The following is a 23,628-nucleotide window of genomic DNA, read 5'->3' as shown; positions in this document are numbered from 1 at the left end:
CGGGGATGAAGCCTTGTTATTGTCGGGGATCATCCTTGTACCTCTCCCTTATCGCCCGCCAGCAGCGCTGGCAGCGGCGCTGGCTCTGTGGCCTGACGTTGCTGACCCTGTTGCTGTTTCTCTTCTCCCTCGTCTGGGGCGAGTTTGTGCTGCTGCCCTGGCAGCCCCTTGGCGATCTCGAACAGCGTATATTGCTGGAGTTGCGCCTGCCGCGGGCCTTGCTGGCTCTCTTGGCTGGCGCGGCGCTCGCCTGTGGTGGCGCCGTGTTGCAGGTGATGCTGCACAACCCGGTGGCGGAGCCTGGGCTGCTTGGCGTCTCGAGCGGGGCGGGGCTGGCCGCCATGGTGGCGATGGCGGTAGCCAAATCCCTCGGCCTCTATCTGCCCGGCTGGGGGCTGTCGCTGGCGGCCTTCGGTGGCGCCCTGCTGGTGACCATGGTGCTGATCCGGCTGGCTCGCCGCGCCCGTCTCGGCCATGCCCGCTTGCTGCTGTTTGGGGTGGCCATCGGCATTCTCACCAATGCTGCCATGACCTGGTTGATGTATTTTGCCGACGATGGCTCCTTGCGTGAATTCATGTTCTGGATGATGGGCAGCCTCTCTTACGGCAGTCAGCAGTTCGGCTTGTGGTGGCTGGTGTTGCCGCTCACCCTGATTTGGCTCTGCTGGCAGGGCAAGGCGCTGCAACAGCTGCTGTTGGGGGAGACCCAGGCCCGCCTGATGGGAATGGATGTGGACAGGATGCGGGTGCGGTTGGTGCTGGCGGTCTGCCTGCTGACTGGTGTGGCAGTCTCTCTGTGCGGCGTCATCGGTTTTGTCGGGCTGGTGGTGCCCCATCTGCTGCGGCTCTGTGGCGGCAGCGATCAGCGCTTCCTGCTGCCTGCCTCGGCGTTGGGGGGCGGGGCCCTGCTGCTGGCGGCCGATCTGTTAGCGCGCTCGGCACTCAGTGCCGGTGAGCTGCCCATCGGGGTCATTACCGCCTCGGTGGGTGCGCCGCTCTTTATCTATCTGCTATTGAGGCAAGATGCCGATGTCGCCCGCTGATCCCATCTCTGTTGCTCGTGCAACTGTGCCGTTGCTGGAGGCGCGCGCGCTCGCCATTGCAGGGCGGCTCTCCCCCCTCGATATCCGCTGGCATGGCGGCCAGCTGGTGGCACTGCTCGGCCCCAATGGCAGTGGCAAGTCGACCCTGCTCGGCGCGCTGGCGGGGATTTTGCCCGCCGAGGGCACAGTGCTGCTGGGGGGGGAAGTGCTCACTGACCTGAGCTGGCCAGAGCTGGCTAAACGGCGCGCCATGCTACCCCAGCGCCAGCCCCAGCTGTTTCATATTCCGGTGTTTCAGGTACTGAGCCTGGGTCTTGATCAAGGGGTGGCGCCTACCAGACAGAACGAGGCGATCAGGGCGCTGTGCGAGGCGCTGGAGCTGGAGGTTTTGCTGGCCCGGGATTTCAGCCGATTGTCGGGGGGCGAGCAGCAGCGGGTGCTGATTGCTCGCACCCTGTTGCAGGTGTGGCCGAGCCTCAATCCGACCGGCAAGGTGCTGCTGCTGGATGAGCCGCTGGCGGGGCTCGACCTGCATCACCAGCTAGCGCTGTTGCGTTTGCTGAAAAAGCTGGCCGGGCAGGGATTGCTGGTGGTGCTTGCCATCCACGATATCAATCTGGCCATCGACTGGGCCGACCGCATTCTCTGCCTGCAAGGGGGGACTGTGGTGCGTGAAGGGGGCGTCGAGCTGGTGGATGAGGCGCTGCTGGCGCAGGTGTTCCAGATCCGCACCGACCGCATCGAAGCGGCGGGTCGGGTCTGGTTTATGCCGAGCCTGTGAGAAACAAGAAAGGCCCTTGGCGTCAGCCGAGGGCCTTTTTGAAGAATACGACTCGCTCCGTTTCGGCAAAGCCGAGTCGCTGGTGCATCTGCTGCGAGGCAAGATTGTCGATGGCGGCATCGGAGGCCAGTTCGCGGCAACCCAGCTCGCGGCCCCACTGCGCCACCTGAGCGATCAAGGCTTGGGCCAACCCGCGCTGGCGCGAGGCCGGTTGCACATAGACTCCTTCCAGATAGACCACAGGGCTGCTGTTGCAGCCATTCACGTAATCGTGGCGCAGGGCTGCATCGGCAAAGCCCACCGCCTTGCTCTGCTCATCCAGCGCCAGAAAGGCGTTGAGATGTGCATCGGCCAACATATCGGCCCCTTCCTGCAGATGGGTCGAGAGTGCGTGGTGCGGCCATAGCTGCTGGCGCAGGGTTGCCCACTGCGCCAGCAGTGTCTCGTCGAGAGGTACTATTCGCCAGCCGACGTTCGTCATAAGCATTCAGGCCTGCAGCTTGTGAAGGCGCACCTGTGCGGCCTCTGCCAGCATCGCCAGCAGGGTTTCGGTGTCGTTCCACGACAGGCAGGCATCGGTGATGCTCTGGCCAAAGGTGGCGGCGCAGCCGTTCTCCACATCCTGACGCCCTTCCACCAGGAAGCTCTCGGCCATGATACCGGCGATACCGGTACGGCCGCGGCGCAGCTGATCGCAGATATCTTGCGCTACCAGCAGCTGACGACGGTGATCCTTCATGCTGTTGCCGTGGCTGAAATCGACCACCAGACGCTCGGGCAGGCCCACATCAGCCAGCGTTTCGCACGCTTCGTCGACGCTGGCGGTGTCGTAGTTGGGCCTGTGGCCGCCACGCAAAATCACATGACCAAAGGGGTTACCGGCGGTGCGGTAGATGGTCATCTTGCCGTCCTTGTCCGGCGAATAGAAGATGTGGCTGTGCCGGGCGGCGCGCACCGCATCGATGGCGATGCGGGTGTTGCCGTCGGTGCCGTTCTTGAAGCCGACCGGGCAGGAGAGGGCGGAGGCCATTTCACGGTGCACCTGGGATTCGGTGGTGCGTGCGCCGATGGCGCCCCAGGTGATGAGATCGCTAATGTACTGGCCGGTCACCATATCGAGGAATTCGGTGGCGGTGGGCATGCCGATCTCGTTGATGTCGACCAGCAGTTTGCGCGCCAGTTTCAGCCCTTCGTTGACGTCGAAGCTGCCATCGAGGCGGGGATCGTTGATCAGCCCTTTCCAGCCGACGATGGTGCGCGGCTTCTCGAAGTAGGTGCGCATCACGATGCAGAGGCTCTCTTTATACTGCTCACGCAGGGCATTGAGGCGACGGGCATATTCGTGGGCGGCGACGGGATCGTGGATGGAGCAGGGGCCGACGATGACCAGCAGGCGCTGATCGTCTCCGGCCAGAATAGCTTCCACTTCGCGACGGGCATCCAGCAGATTCTGGGCAGTGGTATCGGTGATCGGAAACGCGTGTGCGAGCTCGCTCGGAGTGATCAGTGACTCCAGGCGACGGGTGCGCAATTCATCTGTGTGAATGGACATACAACTCAAGTCTCGAGTGGGTGGTGTCAGCCGCAAGGGGCGAAAAAGCAAAGAGATAAAATAAAGCAAAAGTCCCCTGATTGAAACCTTGGGGGGCTCTGATAGGATGTGAGGCCAAAATCGATTCCAAATGAGGTAGATAGCGTGGCAAAGCCAGGGGCAACCGGGGTCACCCGCATCATCAACGCAACCGGTTACAGCATGAAGGGGCTCAAGTCAGCCTGGATCAACGAGGCGGCGTTTCGCCAGGAGCTGATGCTGATCCTGTTGCTGATGCCGTTGGCCTTCTGGGTTGGCGACTCTCTCAACCAGATCCTGCTGCTGGTTGTGATCAGCTGGCTGGTGGTGATCGTCGAGATCCTCAACTCTGCCATCGAGGCGGTGGTCGACCGCATCGGCGTTGAGCATCACGAGCTCTCCGGCCGCGCCAAGGATCTCGGCTCTGCCGCGGTGTTTATCGCGCTGGCCCTCAATGGGCTGGTATGGGGCGCGCTGGTTGGCCGCAATCTGTTGGGCTGGTGGTAAAGAGTCGGGCTATTCTCTGCGGACGATTACGCTTCGCTAATCGACCCTACTCTCTCCCGATCCCAAGCCTTGCCCCGCGAAGGGCGAAAAGGAGCAAAGCCGCGGAGGTGCGTTGAGCTCAGTACCATAAAAAGCCCGTCATCACGACGGGCTTTTTGCTGCATAGATAAACGGGTTTATCAGTGGAGGATGCGGGCGCGGATGGTGCCGCTGATCTCCTTGAGCTTGGCCAGCGCCTTCTCGCTGTGCTCGGTCTCCACGTCGATCACCACGTAACCGATATGGCTGCTGGTCTGCAGGTATTGACCGGCGATGTTGATCCCCTCTTCGGCGAAGATCTGGTTGATCTGGTTCATCACCCCCGGCTGGTTGCGGTGAATGTGCAGCAGGCGGCTGGAGCCCTTGTGGCCCGGCAGCGACACTTCCGGAAAGTTGACGGCGGAGAGGGTGGAGCCGTTGTCGGAGTATTTGATCAGCTTGTTGGCCACTTCCAGCCCGATGTTCTCCTGCGCTTCATGGGTGGTACCACCAATGTGTGGGGTCAGGATCACGTTCTCCAACCCACGCAGCGGGCTTTGGAACTCCTCGTCGTTGGACTTGGGCTCGATGGGGAAGACGTCGATGGCGGCACCGGAAATATGACCACTCTTGATCATGTCAGCCAGGGCATCGATATCCACCACGGACCCGCGGGCGGCGTTGATCAAGATGGCGCCCGGTTTCATCATCCGCAATTGTTCAGCGCCGATCATATCTTTGGTGGAGGCGGTCTCCGGTACGTGCAGGCTGATGACGTCGGACATATTGAGCAGCTCGACCAGGCTCGGCACCTGAATGGCGTTACCCAGCGAGAGCTTGTTCTCGATGTCGTAGTAATAAACCTTCATGCCGATGCTCTCGGCGATGATGCCAAGCTGGGTACCGATGTGGCCGTAGCCGATGATGCCGAGCTTCTTGCCACGGGCTTCCACCGAGCGGTTGGCCAGTTTTTCCCACACGCCGCGATGGCACTTGGCGTTCTTCTCGGGGATGCCGCGCAGCAGCAGCAGGATCTCACCCAGTACCAGCTCGGCCACCGAACGGGTGTTGGAGAAGGGGGCGTTGAAGACCGGAATGCCGCGGATCTGGGCCGCTTCCAGCTCAACCTGATTGGTGCCGATGCAGAAGCAGCCGATGGCGACCAGCTTGTTGGCGGCATCCAGCACCTTTTCGGTGATCTGGGTGCGGGAGCGCAGCCCGATGAAATGGACGTCGCGAACCTGCTCGATCAGCTCCTCCTCAGAGAGTGAGGTCTTGAGATACTCCACACTGGTGTAACCTGCGCCGCGGAGGGTCTCTACGGTATTGGGATGAACCCCCTCCAGCAGCAGCACCTTGATTTTATCCTTGTCCAACGAAAACGTGGCAGTCATGACGATCCCTCTATGTGTGAAGCGTAAGTGCAGATTTGGTGTGCGAAGAAAACCGTAAAGTAGCAAAAACGTTCGGGAGAGGGAATATTTGTGACGAAAGTCAAATTCTTTGAAGTTATCAACGATTGTTGTAAACATTCGTTTGCAACTTGTTGAGGGGTAAATAAAAACGGCGCCATCAGGCGCCGTGTTTCAGTCGATGGGCGATTATTGGATAACTACGCCGTCCGGGGTACCGATCACTACCACGTCTGCGCCGCGTGCGGCGAACAGGCCGTTGGTGACCACACCAACGATGGCATTGAGCTGTACTTCCAGCCCTTTGGCATCGGTAATGGCCATATCCTTCACATCCAGGATGATGTTGCCGTTGTCGGTGACCACACCTTCACGCCAGACCGGGTTGCCGCCCAGTTTGCGGATCTCGCGAGCCACGTATTCGCGGGCCATCGGGATCACTTCTACCGGCAGTGGGAACTGGCCCATCACCTCAACGGTTTTGGTGTTGTCGATGATGCAGATGAACTTGTCGGCCACGGCGGCGACAATCTTCTCGCGGGTCAGGGCCGCGCCACCGCCCTTGATCATGTCGCGGGTGCCGTTGATCTCGTCGGCGCCATCCACATAGACGGAGAGGGCGTCGATGTCGTTGAGATCATACACTGTGATGCCGAAGCCCTTGAGGCGCTCGGTGGAGGCCACGGAGCTGGATACCGCCCCCTTGATCTCGTCCTTCATGGTCGCCAGCGCGTCGATAAAGTGGTTGACGGTAGAGCCGGTGCCCACCCCGACGATGGTGCCGGGAACCACATACTTGAGCGCAGCCCAACCGGCCGCCTTCTTCATTTCATCTTGAGTCATGATCGTTCCTTAAGAAAAAAGCGGGCGCATTATATCCAACCCTGTACCCCGTCGCGACCTTGTTGCTCACGTTCCGGGGCAAAAAGCAGTGCTTGGTAAATCGTTTGCCTGTTTATTCTGCGTTTGCGCGCACAAAGCCGGGGCAGCCGGCCAAAAACAGCCTATTCAAAGCGCCAGCAGTGGCTCGGGGTGATGATCTGGGGTAGCGGCACGTCCCACTCCTCTTGCGGTACCGCATCCACTTGCTGGCAGTCGTGGGCAATGCCCAGGGGCTTGGGGCCCAGCTTGTGCTCATGCCAGCATGCCAGCGTGCGATCGTAGTAGCCGCCACCCATGCCAAGGCGATTGCCTGCAGCATCGAAGGCGACCAGCGGAGTGCAAATCAGGTCGAGGGTACTGTGGGGCACAACCTGCAGGATATCCAGCTCCGGCTCTTCGATGCCGTAGCGGTTGCGCACCATGGGGCTGGTGGCGGTGTAGTGCAAAAAGAGCAGGTGACCCGGAGTAAAGGGGTGGAGCACCGGCAGGTAGACCTCTTTGTGCTGGGCCCACAGCCAGTGGATGGTGGGCAGGGGGTTGATCTCCCCGTCATTGGCCAGATAGAGGGCAATGCGTTTGGCGGCGAGGATCTCGGGGTGCTGCTTGAACTGGGCCAGCAGCTGTTGGGCTGCCTCTTGTTGCTCGGCCGGACTCAGATTTTTGCGGCGTTGACGAACCAGTTGGCGCAGGGATTGACGTTCGGGTTGGGACTCATGCATGGGGAACCTCTGGTATAGCTGCGCATCGATGGCTTGAACGCGCTCTACCTTAGCACATTCACTCTGGACGTTAAGGGGGGTGACAGGGGCTGCGGTGCAGCCCCTGTTGATGGCATGCCTGCGTCGGATCGGTTACTTGTCAGCCTTGCTGCGCATCTGGTGCTTCACGAACACGGCAATCAGGGCCGCCACAGCCAGCGCCATCGGATAGAAGCTCATGCTCACCACTGCCAGCGGCGACATCGCGAAGATGGAGCCCAGCAGCAGTGCCTGTGCGCCCCAGGGGATCAGACCCTGTACCACGCAGGAGAAGATATCGAGCATGGAGGCTGCGCGGCGCGGGGTGACCCCGTGGTGTTCGGCCAGATCCCGGGCCACCTTGCTGGCGACGATAATGGCTACCGTGTTGTTGGCGGTGCAGAGGTTGGTGAGGCTCACCACCCCGGCGATGCCGAGCTCAGCCGCTTTCTCGTTCTGTTCACCGTTGTGCTCGCGAGTGAAACGGGCAATCAGGGCGCTGATGCGCTCGCTGATCCAGGCCAGCCCACCCTGACGTTCCATCAGGGCGCCGAGGCCACCGATCAGCATGGAGAGCAGGAAGATCTCCTGCATGCCGGTAAAGCCCTGATAGATATCCTTGCTGAACTGACCGATGGCGTAGCCGTTGACCATGCCCACAGTACCGGCTGCCAGAATGCCGATCCCCAGCACCACGAACACATTCACCCCGGTGAGCGCCAGCCCCAGAATGAGCAGATAGGGCATTACCTTGACCAGCTCGATGGCGTTGCCGTTGGCAGGGGCTTCACCCACTGACCCCAGGGTCAGATAGAGCAGGATCACCGCGATGGCGGCAGGAGCGGCAATCTTGAAGTTCTCGCGAAACTTGTCCTTCATCTCGCAGCCCTGACTGCGGGTGGCCGCAATAGTGGTATCGGAGATGATGGAGAGGTTATCGCCAAACATGGCGCCGGAGAGAATGGTGCCCGCCATCAGCACCGGATCGATACCGGCCGCCTGTGCCACGCCAAGGGCAACCGGCGCCACGGCACCTATGGTGCCCATGGAGGTACCCATGGCGGTGGCAATAAAGGCAGAGATCAGGAACAACCCGGGTAGCAGCGCCCAGCCGGGGATGAGCGAGAGACCGAGCGCCACGGTGGCATCAACGCCGCCGGTGGCCTTGGCCACACTGGCAAAGGCGCCCGCCAGCAGATAGATAAGGCACATCGCCATGATGTTGCTGTGGCCGACCCCCTTGAAGAAGGTCTCCAGATTGCTGTTGAAGCCCTCCTTGCCAAGCAGCAGGGCGAGCATCACGGCAGGCAGGGCCGCCACGGGAGCGGGCAGCTGATAGAAGGCGAACTCGACCCCTTGCAGGGTCAGCCAGGTACCGGTACCGATAAAGAGTGCGAGAAAAACCAGGAGTGGCAGCAAGGCCCTGGCACTGGGTTGGATCTGGATCATGTGTTCCTCTGAAATTGAACAATGACCTCCTGTCATGCGCTGCTTTATGCCGTTATCGAAGATAAAAAGGGGAAAACAGGGCGGGCATCCTGCCGCATTGGGAGGCCACAGTAGTGACTCACCCCTTTCTGGTCAAGGTAGACGTCCAGACGGATGGGTGTTTTTGTCTGGTGATTTTGTCACTTTGATTAAATCCGTTAAATGTTCGGATTAAATGAAATATCTCGTTGATTTGTCGGAACGCTTGGTTGACTCACTGTGGGCTTTTCAAAGCAGGCGCAGGCTGGTAAAACGGTCTCTTTCCATAATTAAAAGTGATGAGAGGGTGGAGATGGACAATCCGATCCGTGTGGCCGTGATGGGCTGTAATGGTCGTATGGGCAAGGTGCTGCTGGAGGCCATCACCCATGCCGATGGCGTGGTGGTCGGTGCGGCGCTGGAGCGGCCGGGCTCTGCGGTGATCGGTCTCGATGCCGGTGAGCTCAACGGGCTGGGCCATCTGGGGGTGGCGATCAGCGACAGTCTGGACAAGGTGCGCGATGAGTTTGATCTTATCATCGACTTCACCCGCCCCGAGGTGACCTTGGCCAATCTGGCCTTTGCGCTGGCCCACCACAAGCAGATGGTGATCGGCACCACCGGCTTTGACGAGGCAGGCAAGGCGGCGCTCAAAGAGGCGGGCCAGCAGATCGGCATAGTGTTTGCCTCCAACTATTCGGTCGGTGTCAATCTGGTGTTCAAGCTGCTGGAGCAGGCCGCCAAGGTGATGGGGGATTACACAGATATCGAGATCATCGAAGGGCACCATCGCCACAAGGTGGATGCACCATCCGGTACCGCGCTCTCCATGGGGGAAGTGGTGGCCAAGACCCTGGGGCGCGATCTCAAGGAGTGCGCCGTCTATGGCCGCGAGGGGATCACCGGCGAGCGGGATCGCAACACCATCGGCTTTGCCACCATCCGTGCCGGCGATCTGGTGGGGGAGCACACCGTGATGTTTGCCGATATCGGCGAGCGGGTGGAGATCAGCCACAAGGCATCCAGCCGTCTGACCTTCGCCAATGGTGCGGTGCGGGCGGGCAAGTGGCTTGGTCAGCAGGGTGCCGGTCTATATGACATGCAGGACGTGCTCAATCTGAAGTGATCGACCTGATACATCTGTTGTGAACCACCCCGGCTTGCCGGGGTTTTTACTGTCCAGCGATAGCATTAATGTAAAAATGGCGGTTTTTGTGCTCATTTTGTCTGAGTCGCAGTAAAGGCACTGTTTTGCTTGTTCTGCCAGATCGTCCCTCCCAAAATGTCATCGTCAGGTAACGAAGTTGAGTGGCATTTTGGCTCTCCCTGCGATTTTTTTACAGATCATCGAAAAGACTAAAAATTCAAACAAAGAAAAACGTTTTCTATTTTTTCGGTGCGATCTCTTGCCATTAAAATGGCGTTATTTTCCTTTTTATATTTTTTGTTTAAATTGTAACTCATTGTTTTAAGTTTAAAATTAATCTGATTTTGTTGTTATTGAAGGTTTGGTGGCCTCTTTTGATGGTGATTTTTTCTTTTCTTTCATCAATGGGGGTTGCAAAGGCGGTTAGTGCATAGATAATGGGTAAAGTTGCTTTTTTATTGAATTTAGATGCATTCAATCTGAGAAAAGACGTTGAATTGCCACTTTTTTTAAGTAAAATGCGCCCAATTTGCCAGAAATCTGCCGGTTTTGAGCCCTGTTTGAAACAGGGGTTGAGCCCGCAACACCCAGGTAAGTTGCTGAATTTAAAGCTAAATAACTGGAGGTTGTCTTGAATCACACTGCATTGCTAGTGCTGGAAGATGGAACTGTGTTCAAAGGCGTGTCGATAGGCGCCGAGGGATGTTCCGTTGGTGAAGTGGTTTTCAATACGTCGATGACGGGCTATCAGGAAATTCTCACCGATCCCTCTTATTCCCGTCAGATAGTCACCCTCACTTACCCCCATATAGGCAACACCGGCACCAACAGCGAAGATGAAGAGTCCAGTCAAATCCACGCTCAGGGATTGATCATCCGGGACCTTCCGATACTTGCCTCCAATTTCCGCAATCAGCAATCCCTCTCCGATTACCTCAAGTCTCACAACATCGTTGGCATCGCCGACATCGACACCCGCAAACTGACCCGCATCCTGCGCGAGAAAGGCGCCCTGGCTGGCTGCATTCTGGCTGGGAAACAGGTTGATGAAGCCTATGCCCTCGAACAGGCCCGCGCCTTCCCCGGTTTGAAGGGGATGGATCTCGCCAAAGAGGTAACGGTTGGTGAAGCGTACAACTGGACCGAAGGGAGCTGGCAGCTTGGCAAGGGGCACATCACCCCGGATGCCGACCAGCTCAAATACCACGTGGTGGCCTATGACTTCGGCGTCAAGCGCAACATCCTGCGGATGCTGGTTGACCGTGGCTGCCGCCTGACCGTAGTACCGGCCAAGACCCCGGCCGCCGAAGTGCTGGCGATGAATCCCGATGGCATCTTCCTCTCCAACGGCCCGGGCGACCCCGCGCCGTGCGACTACGCCATCGAGGCCATCAAGACCTTCCTCGGCACCAATACCCCGGTGTTTGGCATCTGTCTGGGTCACCAGCTGCTGGGTCTGGCCTCCGGTGCCAAGACCATCAAGATGAAGTTCGGCCACCATGGTGCCAACCATCCGGTCAAGAGCCTCGATGACAACACAGTGATGATCACCGCCCAGAACCACGGTTTCGCGGTGGACGAGCAGACCCTGCCGGATTGCCTGCGCGCCACTCACGTCTCCCTGTTCGACGGGTCGCTGCAGGGAATCCATCGCACCGACCGTCCGGCCTTCAGCTTCCAGGGTCACCCCGAAGCGAGCCCGGGCCCGCACGACTGTGCCGGTCTGTTCGACCACTTTATTGAATTGATCAAGCAGTATCGCGCTTAAGAGGAAAAGAGAAGCCATGCCAAAACGTAACGACCTACAGAGCATCCTGATCCTCGGCGCTGGCCCCATTGTTATCGGCCAGGCCTGCGAATTTGACTACTCCGGCGCCCAGGCCTGCAAAGCCCTGCGCGAGGAGGGCTACCGCGTCATTCTGGTGAACTCCAACCCAGCCACCATCATGACCGACCCGGAGATGGCCGACGCCACCTACATCGAGCCCATCACTTGGGAAGTGGTGCGCGAGATCATCAAGAAAGAGCGCCCGGATGCCGTACTGCCCACCATGGGCGGCCAGACCGCACTGAACTGCGCGCTGGATCTTGAAAAACACGGCGTGCTGGCCGAGTTCGGGGTCGAGATGATCGGTGCCACCGCTGACGCCATCGACAAGGCCGAAGATCGCCGCCGCTTTGACATCGCCATGAAGAGCATTGGTCTGGAGTGTCCGCGCGCCGGTATCGCCCACAACATGGAAGAGGCGTGGGGCGTGCAGCAGATGGTCGGCTTCCCCTGCATCATCCGTCCCTCCTTTACCATGGGCGGCTCGGGCGGCGGCATCGCCTACAACACCGAAGAGTTCGTCGAGATCTGCGAGCGCGGTCTGGACTTGTCGCCGACCAAAGAGCTGCTCATCGATGAGTCGCTCATCGGCTGGAAAGAGTACGAGATGGAAGTGGTGCGGGATCGCAACGACAACTGCATCATCGTCTGCACCATCGAAAACTTCGATCCCATGGGCATCCACACAGGTGACTCCATCACGGTCGCGCCAGCCCAGACGCTGACCGACAAGGAGTTCCAGATCATGCGCAACGCCTCCATGGCGATACTGCGCGAGATCGGGGTCGAGACCGGCGGCTCCAACGTCCAGTTCGGTATCAACCCGAAAGATGGCCGTATGGTCATCATCGAGATGAACCCGCGGGTGTCGCGCTCCTCTGCGCTGGCCTCCAAGGCGACCGGTTTCCCCATCGCCAAGATCGCCGCCAAGCTCGCCATCGGTTACACCCTCGACGAGCTGATGAACGACATCACCGGCGGTCGCACTCCGGCCTCCTTCGAGCCGGCCATCGACTACGTGGTCACCAAGGTGCCGCGCTTCAACTTTGAAAAGTTCGCCGGTGCCAATGACCGCCTGACTACCCAGATGAAGTCGGTTGGTGAAGTGATGGCCATAGGCCGCAACTTCCAGGAGTCCCTGCACAAGGCGCTGCGCAGCCTCGAGACCGGCAAGACCGGCTTCGACCCCATGGTTGACCTCAATGCCCCTGACTCCCTGACCCGCATCCGCCACGAGCTGCAGGACGCTGGCTGCGACCGCATCTGGTACATCGCCGATGCGTTCCGCGCCGGTCTCTCCATGGACGGCATCTTCAAGCTGACCAAGATTGACCCCTGGTTCCTGGTGCAGATAGAAGATCTCATCAAGCTGGAAGAGCAGGTGAAAGAGCGCGGCATGGCCGGTCTCGACGCCGACTTCTTGCGCGCCCTGAAGCGAAAGGGCTTCGCCGACGCCCGCCTGGCCAAGATCCTCGGCGTGGCCGAGGGCGAGGTGCGCAAACTGCGTGCCCGCCACAACATCTTCCCGATCTACAAGCGGGTCGATACCTGCGCGGCCGAGTTCGCCACCAACACCGCCTACATGTATTCGAGCTATGACGAAGAGTGCGAGGCCAACCCGACCAATCGTGACAAGATCATGATCATCGGCGGCGGCCCGAACCGTATCGGTCAGGGCATCGAGTTTGACTACTGCTGCGTGCACGCGGCACTGGCCCTGCGCGAAGACGGTTACGAGACCATCATGGTCAACTGCAACCCGGAGACCGTCTCCACCGATTACGACACCTCGGATCGCCTCTACTTCGAGCCGGTGACCCTGGAAGACGTGCTGGAAATCGTGCGCATCGAGAAACCCAAGGGCGTTATCGTCCAGTACGGCGGCCAGACCCCGCTCAAGCTTGCACGGGCATTGGAAGCCAACGGCGTGCCGATCATCGGTACCAGCCCGGATGCCATCGACCGCGCCGAAGACCGCGAGCGCTTCCAGTCCGCCGTCGAGCGTCTGGGCCTCAAGCAGCCGGAAAACGGCACAGTCACCGCGTTGGAGCAGGCAGTGCTGACCGCCGAGCGGATCACTTACCCGCTGGTGGTGCGCCCCTCCTACGTGCTGGGTGGCCGCGCCATGGAGATCGTCTATGACGAGACCGACCTGCGTCGCTACTTCGCCGAGGCGGTGAGCGTATCCAACGAATCGCCGGTATTGCTGGACCGCTTCTTGGACGATGCCACCGAGCTGGACGTGGATGCCATCTGCGACGGCACCGATGTGGTCATCGGCGGCATCATGGAGCATATCGAGCAGGCCGGTATCCACTCCGGTGACTCCGGCTGCTCCCTGCCACCTTATACCTTGTCCAAGAAAATTCAGGACGAGATCCGCGAGCAGGTGCGCAAGCTGGCACTGGAACTCGGTGTGGTCGGCCTGATGAACGTGCAGTTTGCGGTCAAGGGCGATGACATCTACCTCATCGAAGTGAACCCCCGTGCCGCCCGTACCGTGCCGTTCGTCTCCAAGGCGACCGGTGCGCCGCTGGCCAAGATTGCCGCCCGCGTCATGGCCGGCCAGAGCCTGAAAGATCAGGGCTTTACCACCGAGATAATCCCGCCTTACTACTCGGTGAAAGAGGTGGTACTGCCGTTCGCCAAGTTCCCTGGGGTTGACCCGCTGCTGGGGCCAGAGATGCGCTCTACCGGTGAGGTGATGGGGGTGGGCAGCAGCTTTGCCGAGGCCTATGCCAAGGCCCAGCTGGGTGCCAGCCATGCGGTGCCGAAAGAGGGGCGCGCGTTGTTGTCTGTACGTCACAGCGACAAGGCGCTGGTGGTGGATTTGGCCGCCAAGCTGCTGGAGCTGGGCTACGAGCTGGATGCCACTCACGGCACCGCAGTGGCGCTGGGTGAAGCGAGCATCAACCCGCGCCTGGTCAACAAGGTGCACGAGGGTCGCCCGCACATTCTGGATCGCATCAAGAATGGCGAGTACACCTACATCGTCAACACCGCCGAAGGGCGAGTGGCGATCCAGGACTCCAAGCAGCTGCGTCGCGCCGCCTTGCAGCACAAAGTGGCTTATACCACCACCATGAATGAGGCGTTTGCCACCTGCATGGCCATCAGCATGGATGCCACCGCCAACGTCAACTCGGTGCAGGAGCTGCATCAGCGCGTGAAAAACCGCTAAGGAGTTTGCAGCGGGCATCAGTCCGACTTGCCAGACGACCAACCCCCGCCAGCGATGGCGGGGGTTTCTTTTTATCCGCAGTTAACGGTTTTGGTCTCATGGCTTACCGGTCAGGTCATGGCTGCTGCATCGCAGACAGCGGATGGCGCGTGGGGCGGCAAAAGTGGGCAAGGGGAGGGCGCAGAGGCGAGCGCGGGTTTCAACTGCCGCAGGCAATCCTCTACAATGGCCTCACTTTGCTTGTCAGTGCAGTGCCACAGGCGCTGCCTGAAGTGGTCAACCCAAAATGGAAATGCTTATGACCGAAGTGCCTTCATGTCGTCTTATTGCCCTCAGTGTTGCCTTGCTGCTGGCCGGTTGTGCCAGTGATCCCGCCTCCGCCCCGACCAAAGAGGCGAGCGTTAGCGCCCCCAAGACACCGCCTGCCATGCAACCGCGCAAACCGGCTGATATGAAGAGCCGCATCGTGACATTTCTGCCCCGCAATGTGGTCGATAAACAGGGGTGGGCCAATGATGTGGTGACGGCGCTCACCACCCAAGGGGTGACGGTCAATGATCACAACGTCTGCTCCGTGCTGGCGGTGGCGGAGCAGGAGGCGACCTATCAGGCCGATCCCGTGGTACCTGGCCTTGGCAAGATCGCCTGGAAAGAGATCAACTCACGGGCGGCCAAGTTGCTGATCCCCGAGTTTATGGTGCGGGCCGCGCTCTCCATCAACTCGCCGACCGGCAAGAGCTATGCTGAGCGCATCGACAAGTTGCGTACCGAACGGGAGATGAGCGAGATCTTCGAGGACATGATCAGCATGCTGCCGATGGGCAAAACCCTGTTTGGCAACCTCAACCCGGTGCATACCGGCGGCCCGATGCAGGTGAGCATCGCCTTTGCCGAGGCCAACGCCCGTGGCTATCCCTATCCCATCAAGGACTCCATTCGCCACGAAGTTTTCACCCGCCGCGGCGGCATCTGGTTTGGCACCAAGCATATCTTCGGTTATCCCGCCGACTACCCGGATACCCTCTACCGCTTTGCCGACTTCAACGCCGGCTGGTATGCCAGCCGCAACGCCGCCTTTCAGGCCGCAGTCAGCCGTTTGAGTGGCAAAACTCTGGCGCTGGATGGGGATCTGATCCGCTATGACTCGGATCTGCCGGGCAACACCGAGCTGGCCGTCTACACCCTCGCCAACCGAGTCAATATGAGTAAACAGGCGATCCACCAGAGTTTGCGCAAAGGGGATACCGCCGAATTTGCCGAGACCGACCTCTACCATCGCATCTTTACCCTGGCCGACCAGCAGGCTGGCAAGCGGCAGCCCCGCGCCATCCTGCCCGGCATTCAGCTAAAGAGCCCCAAGATCACCCGCAATCTCACCACCGCCTGGTTTGCCAAGCGGGTGGATGACAGGGAGCAACGCTGCGTGCGGCAGATGGCGACCATTCGCTAAGAAGCATCAAGGGCGGCTAACTGGCCGCCCTTGATGCTTCCACAGGTGCAAGGAGGTTTATCTCTCCTCTGCTCGTAGCGTGATGATCTGCCGACATGTCGGATAACCGCTGCATCCCCAGAACTGCTCACCCTTGTTGCTGCCGTGGCGTGCTGTTCGTAGCACCATGGCATTGCCACATTTCGGGCAGTGTTGCTGAGTGTGGCTCGCTTCAGCAGGCTCGGGGATCATCTCTCTTGCCACGCTTGCTGGGTTGTTACGGGAAGAGGGCGTGGCAGGTTGGCTGTGACGCGCTTTTAGCTGCGCCACATGCTGTTTATGGGTCTGCCAATTGGCGGCCAGTCGTCTCCGCTGGATGGTGTCGATCACCCGAGTGACCTCGGCTGGGGTCAACACCTGTATGGTGTTGCCCTTGATATAGCGAATAAGCCCGCGGTTCATCACGTTCTCCGGCATCGGAGTTTTAAAGGTGCAGTCGCCAATAAAGTAGATGACCGAGTGGAGTTGCTGATCCGCCAGCCCGAAAAGGGATTTGAGTGTCATCAGATGCAGATAGTTCTGGCGCAGCGGGTTTTGAAAACTGTGCCTGCGGCGATAGAGCTGCTGGGTCCAGCTCTTATGGGCCGGATTACCAAATATCCACCCCTTGATGTTTTTGGTCTCAATGACAAACACCCCGAAGCGCGAGACGAGCACATGGTCGATCTGGGTGGTGCCCTGCGGGGTTGGCAGGGTGACATCCTTGAGCAGGTGGTACTCCCGCTTGTCGAGAAAGAGCCGGATACCGAGATTGATAAAGGCCTCCCCGATCATCCCCTTGAACCAGGGGGTTTTGATCAGGGTGGCAAGCAACAGCAGGGGCAGCAGATACCAGAGCTGGTTCAGCAGAACCGTAATAACGGGTGTGAAGTCCATTTCAACTCGCTTCTTTCAGATGCGCTATTACATCCCAGAGTAGCGATAGGTGCAGCCGCTCAAGTCACCCAGCACGGTTTTTGTGCTCTGTGGGGTAGGGGCAAAACTGGCCATTTTCTTATCGTCGACATAAACATCGAAGGCGCTTGCTTTGGTGATGACCTCAAGAAAGCTTGCCCAAGCATTGTCGCCGTTTCGCCAACCCAATTTCTCCGGTAGCCAGTAGCCGTTGCCATCGATCAGTAGCTCTACTTTGTGGTTGTCTGCAGGTGAGAGATCCTGTCCGTTTGCGAGAACAAAACTAACGCCAGTTAGATCGCCATTATCCGAATAACCGACGTCACAGCTGAGAGTGAAGGTGTCTCCTTGCTCATTCTTGATGACATGTTCCGCAATCCCCTGACCGAAACCGCTACTCCAGATATTAGGGATCGCCATTGCTGCTGGGGTTAGCAGGCTGGCGCTTAGCAACAAGACAATGGAACGCATGATATCTCCTGTACACATGGCAATAGGGCTTCGAACCGAACCATCTTACCAAGCCTATCGGCGTGAATATGTGACTGATTGCACTAACTGTGTGACGACGCAGGATTTTTGCGGGGGGAGGTGATAACCGCCAGGGCGGCGAGCTGTTTAACAGGAGAGTGATAACCAACCAGCATCCAGACAGGTCAGGGGCACGTTATCGAGTATGGCGTCCAACTAAAAAAGCTCGTGATAGGGCTTTGAGTCTGGTAATGGGGGCGTGGCGAGCAGAAGCATACTCGAACCAGCGGTTAGCCTGCTCTCTACTATGTGCCATGGGCGTTGCACTCATTATCTGAATTTACGATGTAGTGGCGATTTGGTTTGCTGTTGCGATATAGCCGGATATTTTTTGCCAGATAAGGCGTGAAATAACGGCTTAAAAACTCATGGCCAGTCCGATGGAATAACCGCTGGTGTTGTGGCTGAACATATAGCGGGCGACCAGACGGGTGCGGCTGACGATGATGTCGTATTTGCTGCTGTCGAGCTCCAGCCCCAGACCAAGGGAGTTGAGGGAGTTGAACCCGAGCAGGCCGCGCTGCTCGCCGAGGTATTCGGTGCGCGCCCCCTCCATCACATAGCGCAGCGGGCGATCTAGCAGCGTCCAGTCAAACACCGGGGCCCGGCGGCGCAGATAGAGGCCGAGGTTCTCCGCCTCGGCGCTACCGCGCACACTCTCCGAGGTGTTGCCAAAGCTCTGCAGGTGCTGGTAGGAGTAACGCACCTCGGCGTCGATATCCTGCGTGTTGGAAAAGAGCTCGTAGTCGAGCATTAGCGAGCCCCCCACTCCGTACATATTGAGCTGGCCATTTTCGAGAAAGTCGAGGGAGTAACCCTTGGTGCGCTCCAGCAGCCAGTTGCCGATCCGCAGATCGCTGGCCATGGTGCCCAGCGAGACGTTGGCGATGGGGCGCAGTACCCAGTGGCCGCCACGCTGGTCTTCATGGAGGGCGATATCCCAGCCGACCCCGCCCGAGGCGGTCACGCTGTTCCATTTGGTCGGGAGGGTGCGGCTCTCGGTGCCGTTGCTCACCACGAACTGGGGATCGTAGCGGCTAAAGCCGATCGCCCCTTCCAGATAGATGGGCACGGCTTCGCTCATGGTGGCGCCGCCACCGATCTGGGTCATGTTGAGGGCGGCAGATTGATTGGTGCCGCTGCCGATATCGAGGTTGCTGGCGGTGATGTCGGGTACCACGGTGAAGGTCATCAGCGAGAGCACCGCATTGGCGCGCTCTTGCGCCCACTCCTGCTCCTGGGTTGCCCCATGGACGGCACTGCCGGATAGCGCCAGCAGCATTGGCAACAATATCTGCAATAAAGAGGAGAAGGGTCGGAGCATGAGCGTGATTCCCGATAAGCGGCGTCTGGTTGCCCTGGCTTTACTGTAGCGAGCTTCCCGCCGGTTGGCACGGGGTAAAGAGGGGGAATGAGCGTCGCTTGCGGTCGGTTGCCGCTAGGGGGCAAGCCTTTGCCACACCGACGGCAGCGCTTTGCAGTTTGTCGCTAAAGCTTGCTGCCTGGCCGCCGATATCTCTGGTGAGATCGTGTGGAGGGCAGGCAATTGAACGCTTGGGTGTTAGGGTTGGTCAGCATATCCGTGAGTATGCAGTTACAGGCTGGGGTTACCGAATTCGGTGCCGGTCTGGATCAATCCGTCTGGCGTTTGACCTCCGATACCCAGATAGAGTGTCGCCTTGAGCACCCCATTCCCAACTGGGGAACGGGGGCCTTTGTCAGCCGTGCCGGGCGCAAGATCAACCTCGACTTCGAGCTCAAGGGCAAGCGGCCGCAGGCCCGCACCGAGACGGTGAGTCTTGGCATCATGCCGCCGATCTGGCGCCCCGGTATCGCGGGGCGGGAAGTGAGCCAGCTGCGCTTCTATCAGCAGTTTGACGGATTAGTTGAAGGGCAAACCGCCTGGACCATGCTCGACGAGCTGGAAGGGGGGAGCATGCCCACCTTCCAGTATCGGGACTGGTATCGCCAGAACCGCGCGGTGCGGGTGTCGCTCTCATCAGTCAACTTTCGGGTGAAATATCAGGCCTTTATCGACTGCCTGAGCGGGCTCTTGCCCTACAGCTTCAACGACATCGCCTTTAGCGTGCTCACCTATGACAAGAACAGCGATCAGCTCTCCATCGCCTCCAAGCGGCGGTTGGCGATGATCAGCGAGTTTATCAAGGCGGACAAGAGCATCGACGTGGTGGTGATCGACGCCTACAGCGACAGCTACGGCGGCCGCTGGCCGAACCAGAAGCTTTCGGAAAAGCGGGCCGATGCCATCAAGAAGGTGTTTGTCGATCTGGGGCTGGAGCCCGGCAAGGTCTCGGTGGAGGGGCACGGCGAGAAGCAGCATGTCTCCTCCAACGAAACCGAACAGGGCCGAGCCAAGAACCGGCGGGTGGTGATCAGCATGGGGCGCAATGGCGAGATCTAGCGCCGCCATCGGCAGCCGGGCATAAAAAAGAGCGCATCTGCGCTCTTTTTTGATCCTGCCATCCTGCAGCGGGAGTCGGGCTGCTTAGACGCTGTCGCCGAGGCCAGTACCGGCATCTTTCTTGGCGATCAGTTCAATCTTGTAACCGTCCGGATCTTCGACGAAGGCGATCACGGTAGTGCCACCCTTGACCGGGCCCGGCTCGCGGGTGATCTTGGCGCCGGCGGCGCGCAGGGCGTCGCAGGTGGCATAGATGTCGTCCGCTTCCAGCGCGATATGGCCGTAGGCAGAGCCCAGTTCGTACTCGCTCACCCCCAGTTGTAGGTCAGCTCGATCACCGCATCATCTTTCTCGTCACCGTAGCCCACGAAGGCCAGGGTGTACTTGTACTCGCTGTTCTCGCTCTTGCGCAGCAGCGTCATGCCGAGTACGCGGGTGTAGAAGTCGATGGAGCGTTGCAGATCGCCGACACGCAGCATGGTATGCAGAATTCTCATTGCTCAGTTCTCCGGGTTGGTGATTCGTATGCCGTGAGGCTAGAAAGTAGATCGGTCAGCTCTCTGGATAGACCTTCTCTTTGTATTCGCACAAGTCTTCGATGATACAGGAACCACAACGGGGCTTGCGAGCCAGACAGGTGTAACGTCCGTGCAGGATGAGCCAGTGGTGGACATCCAGCTTGAACTCGGCGGGCACCACTTTAAGCAGCTTCTCCTCCACCTGATCCACGTTCTTGCCTACCGCAAAGCCGGTGCGGTTCGATACCCGGAAGATATGGGTATCGACGGCGATGGTGGGCCAGCCAAAGGCGGTGTTGAGCACCACGTTGGCGGTCTTGCGGCCGACACCGGGCAGGGCTTCCAGCGCTTCGCGGTTCTCCGGCACCTCGCCGCCATGGCGCTCCAGCAGGATGGCGCAGGTCTTGATGACGTTCTCGGCCTTGGTGTTGAACAGGCCGATGGTCTTGATATAGCTTTTGAGCCCGTCCACCCCGAGATCCAGCATTGCTTGCGGGGTGTTGGCCACCGGATAGAGCTTGTCAGTCGCCTTGTTGACGCTGACATCGGTCGCCTGCGCCGAGAGCAGCACGGCGATCAACAGCTCGAACGGCGAGTTGAAGTTGAGCTCGGTGGTAGGGTGGGGATTGTTTTCCCGCAGCCGCTCCAGGATCTCTCTGCGTTTCTGGTTGTTCATGCCTTGCGTCCGGTCATAGCTCGGTCGCCCGGACGCGGGCCGGGGCAACGTTGCAGTGGGCTACGGTAGCGGCCTGTTTGCGATCACGCCAGTCGTTGATGGCGTTCTTGGCGGCGATCAGCAGCCCCAGCCCGATAAAGCCGCCCGGCGGCAGAATCGCCAGCAGCAGGCTGGCATCGGCGTGGAACAGCTCGATGCGCAGGGACTTGGCCCACTCGCCCAGCAGCAGCTCGGCGCCATCAAACAGGGTGCCCATGCCGATGATCTCGCGCATGCCACCCAGTACCAGCAGCACCAGAGTAAAGCCAAGGCCCATCATCAGGCCGTCGAGAGCCGCCAGCAGCGGCGGGTTCTTGGAGGCATAGGCCTCGGCGCGGCCGATGATGATGCAGTTGGTGACGATCAGGGCGATAAAGATGCCGAGCGCCTGATAGAGGCCATAGGTGTAGGCGTTCATCAGCAGCTGCACGCTGGTCACCAGCGAGGCGATGATCATCACGTAGACCGGGATGCGAATATCCTTCGGCACCCAGTTTCTCACCAGCGAGACGGCGAGGTTGGAGCAGATCAGCACCGCCATGGTGGCAAGGCCCAGCCCCAGCGCATTGGTAAAGGTGGAGGAGACGGCGAGGGTAGGGCACAGACCCAGCACCTGCACCAGTGAGGGGTTGTTCTTCCACAGCCCCTGACTCATCAGCTCCTTGAGCTCGCCCTTGCGGCTCTCCAGCTCGGCAATCGGGGCTGCGCCCGTTTCAATCTGTTCCATCTCGTTCATGATGGCTCGACTCCGTTAGTGCGCCGCCGGACAAGCCGGGGCGTTGCTGAGCAGTTCGGGTTGCTCCTGCTGCAGTTTCAGCAGGTTCTTCACCGCCTTGACCACGGCTCGCGGGGTGATGGTGGCGCCGGTAAAGGCATCGTACTCGCCGCCATCCTTCTTCACCGCCCACTGGGGCTCGTTGTCATGGGTCAGAAATTTTCCGGCAAAGCGGTTGATCCAGTCCGATTTTTTCAGCTCGATCTTGTCACCCAGGCCGGGGGTCTCGTTGTGAGCGAGCACTCGCACGGCGGTGATGGTGCCCTTGGCATCAAAGCCCGCCACGATGCGGATTGCCCCGCTGTAGCCATCCGGCGCGATCGCCTCCAGCGCATAGCCGGTCACCACGCCATGCTTGCTGGCGGTATAGAGGGCCTGCGGCTGATCACTGCCGAGATATTTCCTGCTGGTCACCTGCTTGCAACTGGCCACCAGATCGTTGTCATAGCTCCCCTCCGGCAACAATACCGAGAGGGTCTGCTGCTTCTCCAGCTGCTGCTGGTGGGCGATTTTATCCTTGGTCAGCTCGTTGGTCAGTACCACCAGCGCGGTACAGCCCAGCGCGAACATCGCCAGAATAAGGCCGTTCTTGCGCATGCTCTTTAACATGTCCGGGCTCCGTCAGCTGTGATGGGGAAAGAGGGCAGAAACATCATTGGCGACGAGCTCCATATACCTTCGGACGAGTCAGGCTGTCGATAAACGGTACACAAAGGTTGGCCAGCAGCACGGCGAAGGCAAAGGCATCCGGATAGCCGCCAAAGCGGCGAATGATATAGACCAGCACCCCGATCAGCACGCCATAGACCAGCCGACCGCGTGGCGTGGTGCAGGCACTGACCGGATCGGTGGCGATAAAGAAGGCCCCCAGCATGGTGGCGCCGCTAAAGAGATGGAAGATGGGGGTCGCGGTCGCATCCGGGCTCACCAGATAGCCGAGGGTTGCCGCCGCCAGCAGGGCACCGAGAATCGCGGTGGGAATGCGCCAGTTGATCACCTTCTGTTGCAGCAGGAAGAGGCCGCCCAGCAGATAGCCGAGGTTGACCCAGCTCCAGCCGATGCCGCCCCAACCCTCGAACAGCGGGCCGCTCAGGATCTCGCCGGTGGTGAGCCCCTGAGTCAGGCCGGTTTTCAGGGTATCGAGGGGAGTTGCCATGGTGAGACCATCCACCCCCTGCTTGAGCTGGGCCATGCTGTAGCCGTCGAGGCTAAAGCCAGTGAAGATGGCCGACGCCGCATCGCCAAAGCCTAGGCTGTAGGCGCGCACGCTCTCTGGCGGCAGCCAGCTGGTCATCTGCACCGGGAAGGAGACCAACAGCAGCACATAGGCGACCATGGCCGGGTTGAACAGGTTCTGGCCCAGCCCGCCGTAAAGGTGCTTGGCGACGATGATGGCAAAGGCAGTGCCCACTACCAGCATCCACCACGGCAGCAGAGGCGGCAGGGAGAGACCGATCAGCACGGCGGTGAGCGCCGCACTGCCATCCATCAGGGCAGGCTTGATGGCGCGGCCACGGAGTTTGAGCACCAGCGCCTCGCACAGCAGCGCGGTGACCAGCGCCAGCAGGATCTGGATAAAGGTGCCCCAGCCGAAGAACCAGGTCTGGGCCAGCAAGCCCGGCACGCAGGCCAGGATCACCAGCAGCATCAGGGTTCGGGTCTGTTTGCGGTTATGGGCAAACGGCGCAGTCGCAATATTGAACATGAGTCT

General features: G+C 59.7%; 22 protein-coding genes and 1 pseudogene. 8 read left to right on the top strand and 15 right to left on the bottom strand.

What is annotated here, in order from left to right; genetic code table 11:
* The first annotated feature begins 35 nt into the window (after positions 1–35).
* Together btuC and CK911_RS09700 are read left to right on the top strand one after the other, a co-directional pair.
* Positions 36–1,043 (top strand): vitamin B12 ABC transporter permease BtuC, encoded by a 1,008-nt coding sequence (btuC, locus tag CK911_RS09705; RefSeq protein ID WP_098969777.1) that lies wholly within the window; start codon positions 36–38, stop codon positions 1,041–1,043.
* Complete coding sequence (locus CK911_RS09700; RefSeq protein ID WP_172954097.1) at positions 1,030–1,824, top strand: ATP-binding cassette domain-containing protein; 795 nt, start codon at positions 1,030–1,032, stop codon at positions 1,822–1,824. The genes btuC and CK911_RS09700 overlap by 14 nt, the downstream gene beginning before the upstream one ends.
* A gap of 22 nt (positions 1,825–1,846) precedes the next feature.
* On the opposite strand, the gene aac(6') is transcribed toward CK911_RS09700, so the two are convergent.
* Both aac(6') and CK911_RS09690 read right to left on the bottom strand, forming a co-directional pair.
* A complete protein-coding gene (gene aac(6'), locus CK911_RS09695) occupies positions 1,847–2,311 on the bottom strand; it encodes an aminoglycoside 6'-N-acetyltransferase (RefSeq protein WP_253860407.1) in 465 nt (154 codons plus the stop codon).
* On the bottom strand, positions 2,312–3,376 hold the full coding sequence (locus CK911_RS09690) for a 3-deoxy-7-phosphoheptulonate synthase (protein WP_098969776.1): 1,065 nt from the start codon (positions 3,374–3,376) through the stop codon (positions 2,312–2,314).
* A 144-nt stretch (positions 3,377–3,520) separates the two neighbouring features.
* Here CK911_RS09690 and CK911_RS09685 point away from each other — a divergent pair, with 144 nt between their 5' ends.
* Positions 3,521–3,901: a diacylglycerol kinase gene (locus tag CK911_RS09685; protein WP_098969775.1), complete on the top strand. Its 381-nt coding sequence runs from the start codon at positions 3,521–3,523 to the stop codon at positions 3,899–3,901.
* A 179-nt stretch (positions 3,902–4,080) separates the two neighbouring features.
* On the opposite strand, the gene serA is transcribed toward CK911_RS09685, so the two are convergent.
* From serA to CK911_RS09665, 4 genes are all read right to left on the bottom strand, one after another.
* Positions 4,081–5,313, bottom strand: a complete 1,233-nt coding sequence (gene serA, locus CK911_RS09680; RefSeq protein WP_098969774.1) for a phosphoglycerate dehydrogenase — start codon at positions 5,311–5,313, stop codon at positions 4,081–4,083.
* A gap of 207 nt (positions 5,314–5,520) precedes the next feature.
* The gene (rpiA, locus tag CK911_RS09675; protein ID WP_098969773.1) at positions 5,521–6,174 is read right to left on the bottom strand and encodes a ribose-5-phosphate isomerase RpiA; all 654 of its coding nucleotides are present in this window, start codon (positions 6,172–6,174) and stop codon (positions 5,521–5,523) included.
* Between the two features lie 161 nt (positions 6,175–6,335).
* Positions 6,336–6,932: a 5-formyltetrahydrofolate cyclo-ligase gene (locus tag CK911_RS09670; protein ID WP_098969772.1), complete on the bottom strand. Its 597-nt coding sequence runs from the start codon at positions 6,930–6,932 to the stop codon at positions 6,336–6,338.
* Positions 6,933–7,064: 132 nt separating this feature from the next.
* Positions 7,065–8,399 (bottom strand): Na+/H+ antiporter NhaC family protein, encoded by a 1,335-nt coding sequence (locus tag CK911_RS09665; protein ID WP_098969771.1) that lies wholly within the window; start codon positions 8,397–8,399, stop codon positions 7,065–7,067.
* Between the two features lie 331 nt (positions 8,400–8,730).
* On the opposite strand from CK911_RS09665, the gene dapB reads away from it, so the two are divergent.
* Positions 8,731–9,543, top strand: coding sequence for a 4-hydroxy-tetrahydrodipicolinate reductase (gene dapB / locus CK911_RS09660; protein ID WP_098969770.1), 813 nt, complete (start codon positions 8,731–8,733; stop codon positions 9,541–9,543).
* Between the two features lie 334 nt (positions 9,544–9,877).
* Here the strand turns inward: dapB and CK911_RS21195 are convergent, their stop codons facing one another.
* Positions 9,878–10,204, bottom strand: a complete 327-nt coding sequence (locus CK911_RS21195; RefSeq protein WP_157774551.1) for a hypothetical protein — start codon at positions 10,202–10,204, stop codon at positions 9,878–9,880.
* Here CK911_RS21195 and carA point away from each other — a divergent pair.
* From carA to CK911_RS09645, 3 genes are all read left to right on the top strand, one after another.
* Positions 10,196–11,332, top strand: a complete 1,137-nt coding sequence (carA, locus tag CK911_RS09655) for a glutamine-hydrolyzing carbamoyl-phosphate synthase small subunit (RefSeq protein ID WP_098969769.1) — start codon at positions 10,196–10,198, stop codon at positions 11,330–11,332. The two genes, CK911_RS21195 and carA, sit on opposite strands and share 9 nt — an antisense overlap.
* 16 nt (positions 11,333–11,348) lie before the next feature.
* Positions 11,349–14,573, top strand: coding sequence for a carbamoyl-phosphate synthase large subunit (gene carB / locus CK911_RS09650; protein ID WP_098969768.1), 3,225 nt, complete (start codon positions 11,349–11,351; stop codon positions 14,571–14,573).
* A 298-nt stretch (positions 14,574–14,871) separates the two neighbouring features.
* A complete protein-coding gene (locus tag CK911_RS09645; protein WP_098969767.1) occupies positions 14,872–16,023 on the top strand; it encodes a DUF1615 domain-containing protein in 1,152 nt (383 codons plus the stop codon).
* A gap of 57 nt (positions 16,024–16,080) precedes the next feature.
* On the opposite strand, the gene CK911_RS09640 is transcribed toward CK911_RS09645, so the two are convergent.
* The 3 genes from CK911_RS09640 to CK911_RS09630 all read right to left on the bottom strand — a co-directional run bounded on the left by CK911_RS09640 (position 16,081) and on the right by CK911_RS09630 (position 18,769).
* Entirely contained in the window at positions 16,081–16,938 is an 858-nt protein-coding gene (locus CK911_RS09640; protein WP_098969766.1) for a nuclease-related domain-containing protein, read from the bottom strand.
* A gap of 27 nt (positions 16,939–16,965) precedes the next feature.
* Complete coding sequence (locus CK911_RS09635; RefSeq protein WP_052443811.1) at positions 16,966–17,427, bottom strand: hypothetical protein; 462 nt, start codon at positions 17,425–17,427, stop codon at positions 16,966–16,968.
* 418 nt (positions 17,428–17,845) lie between these two features.
* The gene (locus tag CK911_RS09630; RefSeq protein WP_253860418.1) at positions 17,846–18,769 is read right to left on the bottom strand and encodes an autotransporter domain-containing protein; all 924 of its coding nucleotides are present in this window, start codon (positions 18,767–18,769) and stop codon (positions 17,846–17,848) included.
* Positions 18,770–19,033: 264 nt separating this feature from the next.
* Between CK911_RS09630 and CK911_RS09625 the strand changes: the two genes are divergently transcribed.
* Positions 19,034–19,909 carry an OmpA family protein gene (locus CK911_RS09625; protein ID WP_172953994.1) on the top strand — a complete coding sequence of 292 codons (876 nt, stop codon included), beginning with the start codon at positions 19,034–19,036 and terminating at the stop codon, positions 19,907–19,909.
* 84 nt (positions 19,910–19,993) lie between these two features.
* Here the strand turns inward: CK911_RS09625 and gloA are convergent.
* The 5 genes and pseudogenes from gloA to rsxD all read right to left on the bottom strand — a co-directional run bounded on the left by gloA (position 19,994) and on the right by rsxD (position 23,622).
* Positions 19,994–20,406, bottom strand: a pseudogene (gloA, locus tag CK911_RS09620) (lactoylglutathione lyase).
* Between the two features lie 55 nt (positions 20,407–20,461).
* Entirely contained in the window at positions 20,462–21,103 is a 642-nt protein-coding gene (gene nth, locus CK911_RS09615; RefSeq protein ID WP_068977504.1) for an endonuclease III, read from the bottom strand.
* A gap of 13 nt (positions 21,104–21,116) precedes the next feature.
* Positions 21,117–21,869: an electron transport complex subunit E gene (locus tag CK911_RS09610; RefSeq protein WP_162511880.1), complete on the bottom strand. Its 753-nt coding sequence runs from the start codon at positions 21,867–21,869 to the stop codon at positions 21,117–21,119.
* A 24-nt stretch (positions 21,870–21,893) separates the two neighbouring features.
* The gene (gene rsxG / locus CK911_RS09605) at positions 21,894–22,526 is read right to left on the bottom strand and encodes an electron transport complex subunit RsxG (protein WP_098969763.1); all 633 of its coding nucleotides are present in this window, start codon (positions 22,524–22,526) and stop codon (positions 21,894–21,896) included.
* 43 nt (positions 22,527–22,569) lie between these two features.
* Entirely contained in the window at positions 22,570–23,622 is a 1,053-nt protein-coding gene (gene rsxD / locus CK911_RS09600; RefSeq protein ID WP_098969762.1) for an electron transport complex subunit RsxD, read from the bottom strand.
* Positions 23,623–23,628 lie beyond the last annotated feature (6 nt).

It is taken from the genome of Aeromonas sp. CU5, assembly GCF_002586745.1.
In the GTDB taxonomy this organism is placed as follows: Bacteria; Pseudomonadota; Gammaproteobacteria; order Enterobacterales; family Aeromonadaceae; genus Aeromonas; species Aeromonas sobria.
Note: the sequence above shows the minus strand (reverse complement) of the source record. Positions and strands in the feature narration are given on the sequence as shown.

Bases quoted from the DNA above. Each gene is read 5' to 3' on its own strand.
- CK911_RS09700 (WP_172954097.1), top strand. From the start codon at position 1,030: ATGTCGCCCGCTGATCCCATCTCTGTTGCTCGTGCAACTGTGCCGTTG.
- CK911_RS09690 (WP_098969776.1), bottom strand. From the start codon at position 3,376: ATGTCCATTCACACAGATGAATTGCGCACCCGTCGCCTGGAGTCACTG.
- serA (WP_098969774.1), bottom strand. From the start codon at position 5,313: ATGACTGCCACGTTTTCGTTGGACAAGGATAAAATCAAGGTGCTGCTG.
- rpiA (WP_098969773.1), bottom strand. From the start codon at position 6,174: ATGACTCAAGATGAAATGAAGAAGGCGGCCGGTTGGGCTGCGCTCAAG.
- CK911_RS09670 (WP_098969772.1), bottom strand. From the start codon at position 6,932: ATGCATGAGTCCCAACCCGAACGTCAATCCCTGCGCCAACTGGTTCGT.
- CK911_RS09665 (WP_098969771.1), bottom strand. From the start codon at position 8,399: ATGATCCAGATCCAACCCAGTGCCAGGGCCTTGCTGCCACTCCTGGTT.
- dapB (WP_098969770.1), top strand. From the start codon at position 8,731: ATGGACAATCCGATCCGTGTGGCCGTGATGGGCTGTAATGGTCGTATG.
- carB (WP_098969768.1), top strand. From the start codon at position 11,349: ATGCCAAAACGTAACGACCTACAGAGCATCCTGATCCTCGGCGCTGGC.
- CK911_RS09645 (WP_098969767.1), top strand. From the start codon at position 14,872: ATGACCGAAGTGCCTTCATGTCGTCTTATTGCCCTCAGTGTTGCCTTG.
- CK911_RS09640 (WP_098969766.1), bottom strand. From the start codon at position 16,938: ATGGACTTCACACCCGTTATTACGGTTCTGCTGAACCAGCTCTGGTAT.
- CK911_RS09635 (WP_052443811.1), bottom strand. From the start codon at position 17,427: ATGCGTTCCATTGTCTTGTTGCTAAGCGCCAGCCTGCTAACCCCAGCA.
- CK911_RS09630 (WP_253860418.1), bottom strand. From the start codon at position 18,769: ATGCTGCTGGCGCTATCCGGCAGTGCCGTCCATGGGGCAACCCAGGAG.
- nth (WP_068977504.1), bottom strand. From the start codon at position 21,103: ATGAACAACCAGAAACGCAGAGAGATCCTGGAGCGGCTGCGGGAAAAC.
- CK911_RS09610 (WP_162511880.1), bottom strand. From the start codon at position 21,869: ATGGAACAGATTGAAACGGGCGCAGCCCCGATTGCCGAGCTGGAGAGC.
- rsxG (WP_098969763.1), bottom strand. From the start codon at position 22,526: ATGTTAAAGAGCATGCGCAAGAACGGCCTTATTCTGGCGATGTTCGCG.
- rsxD (WP_098969762.1), bottom strand. From the start codon at position 23,622: ATGTTCAATATTGCGACTGCGCCGTTTGCCCATAACCGCAAACAGACC.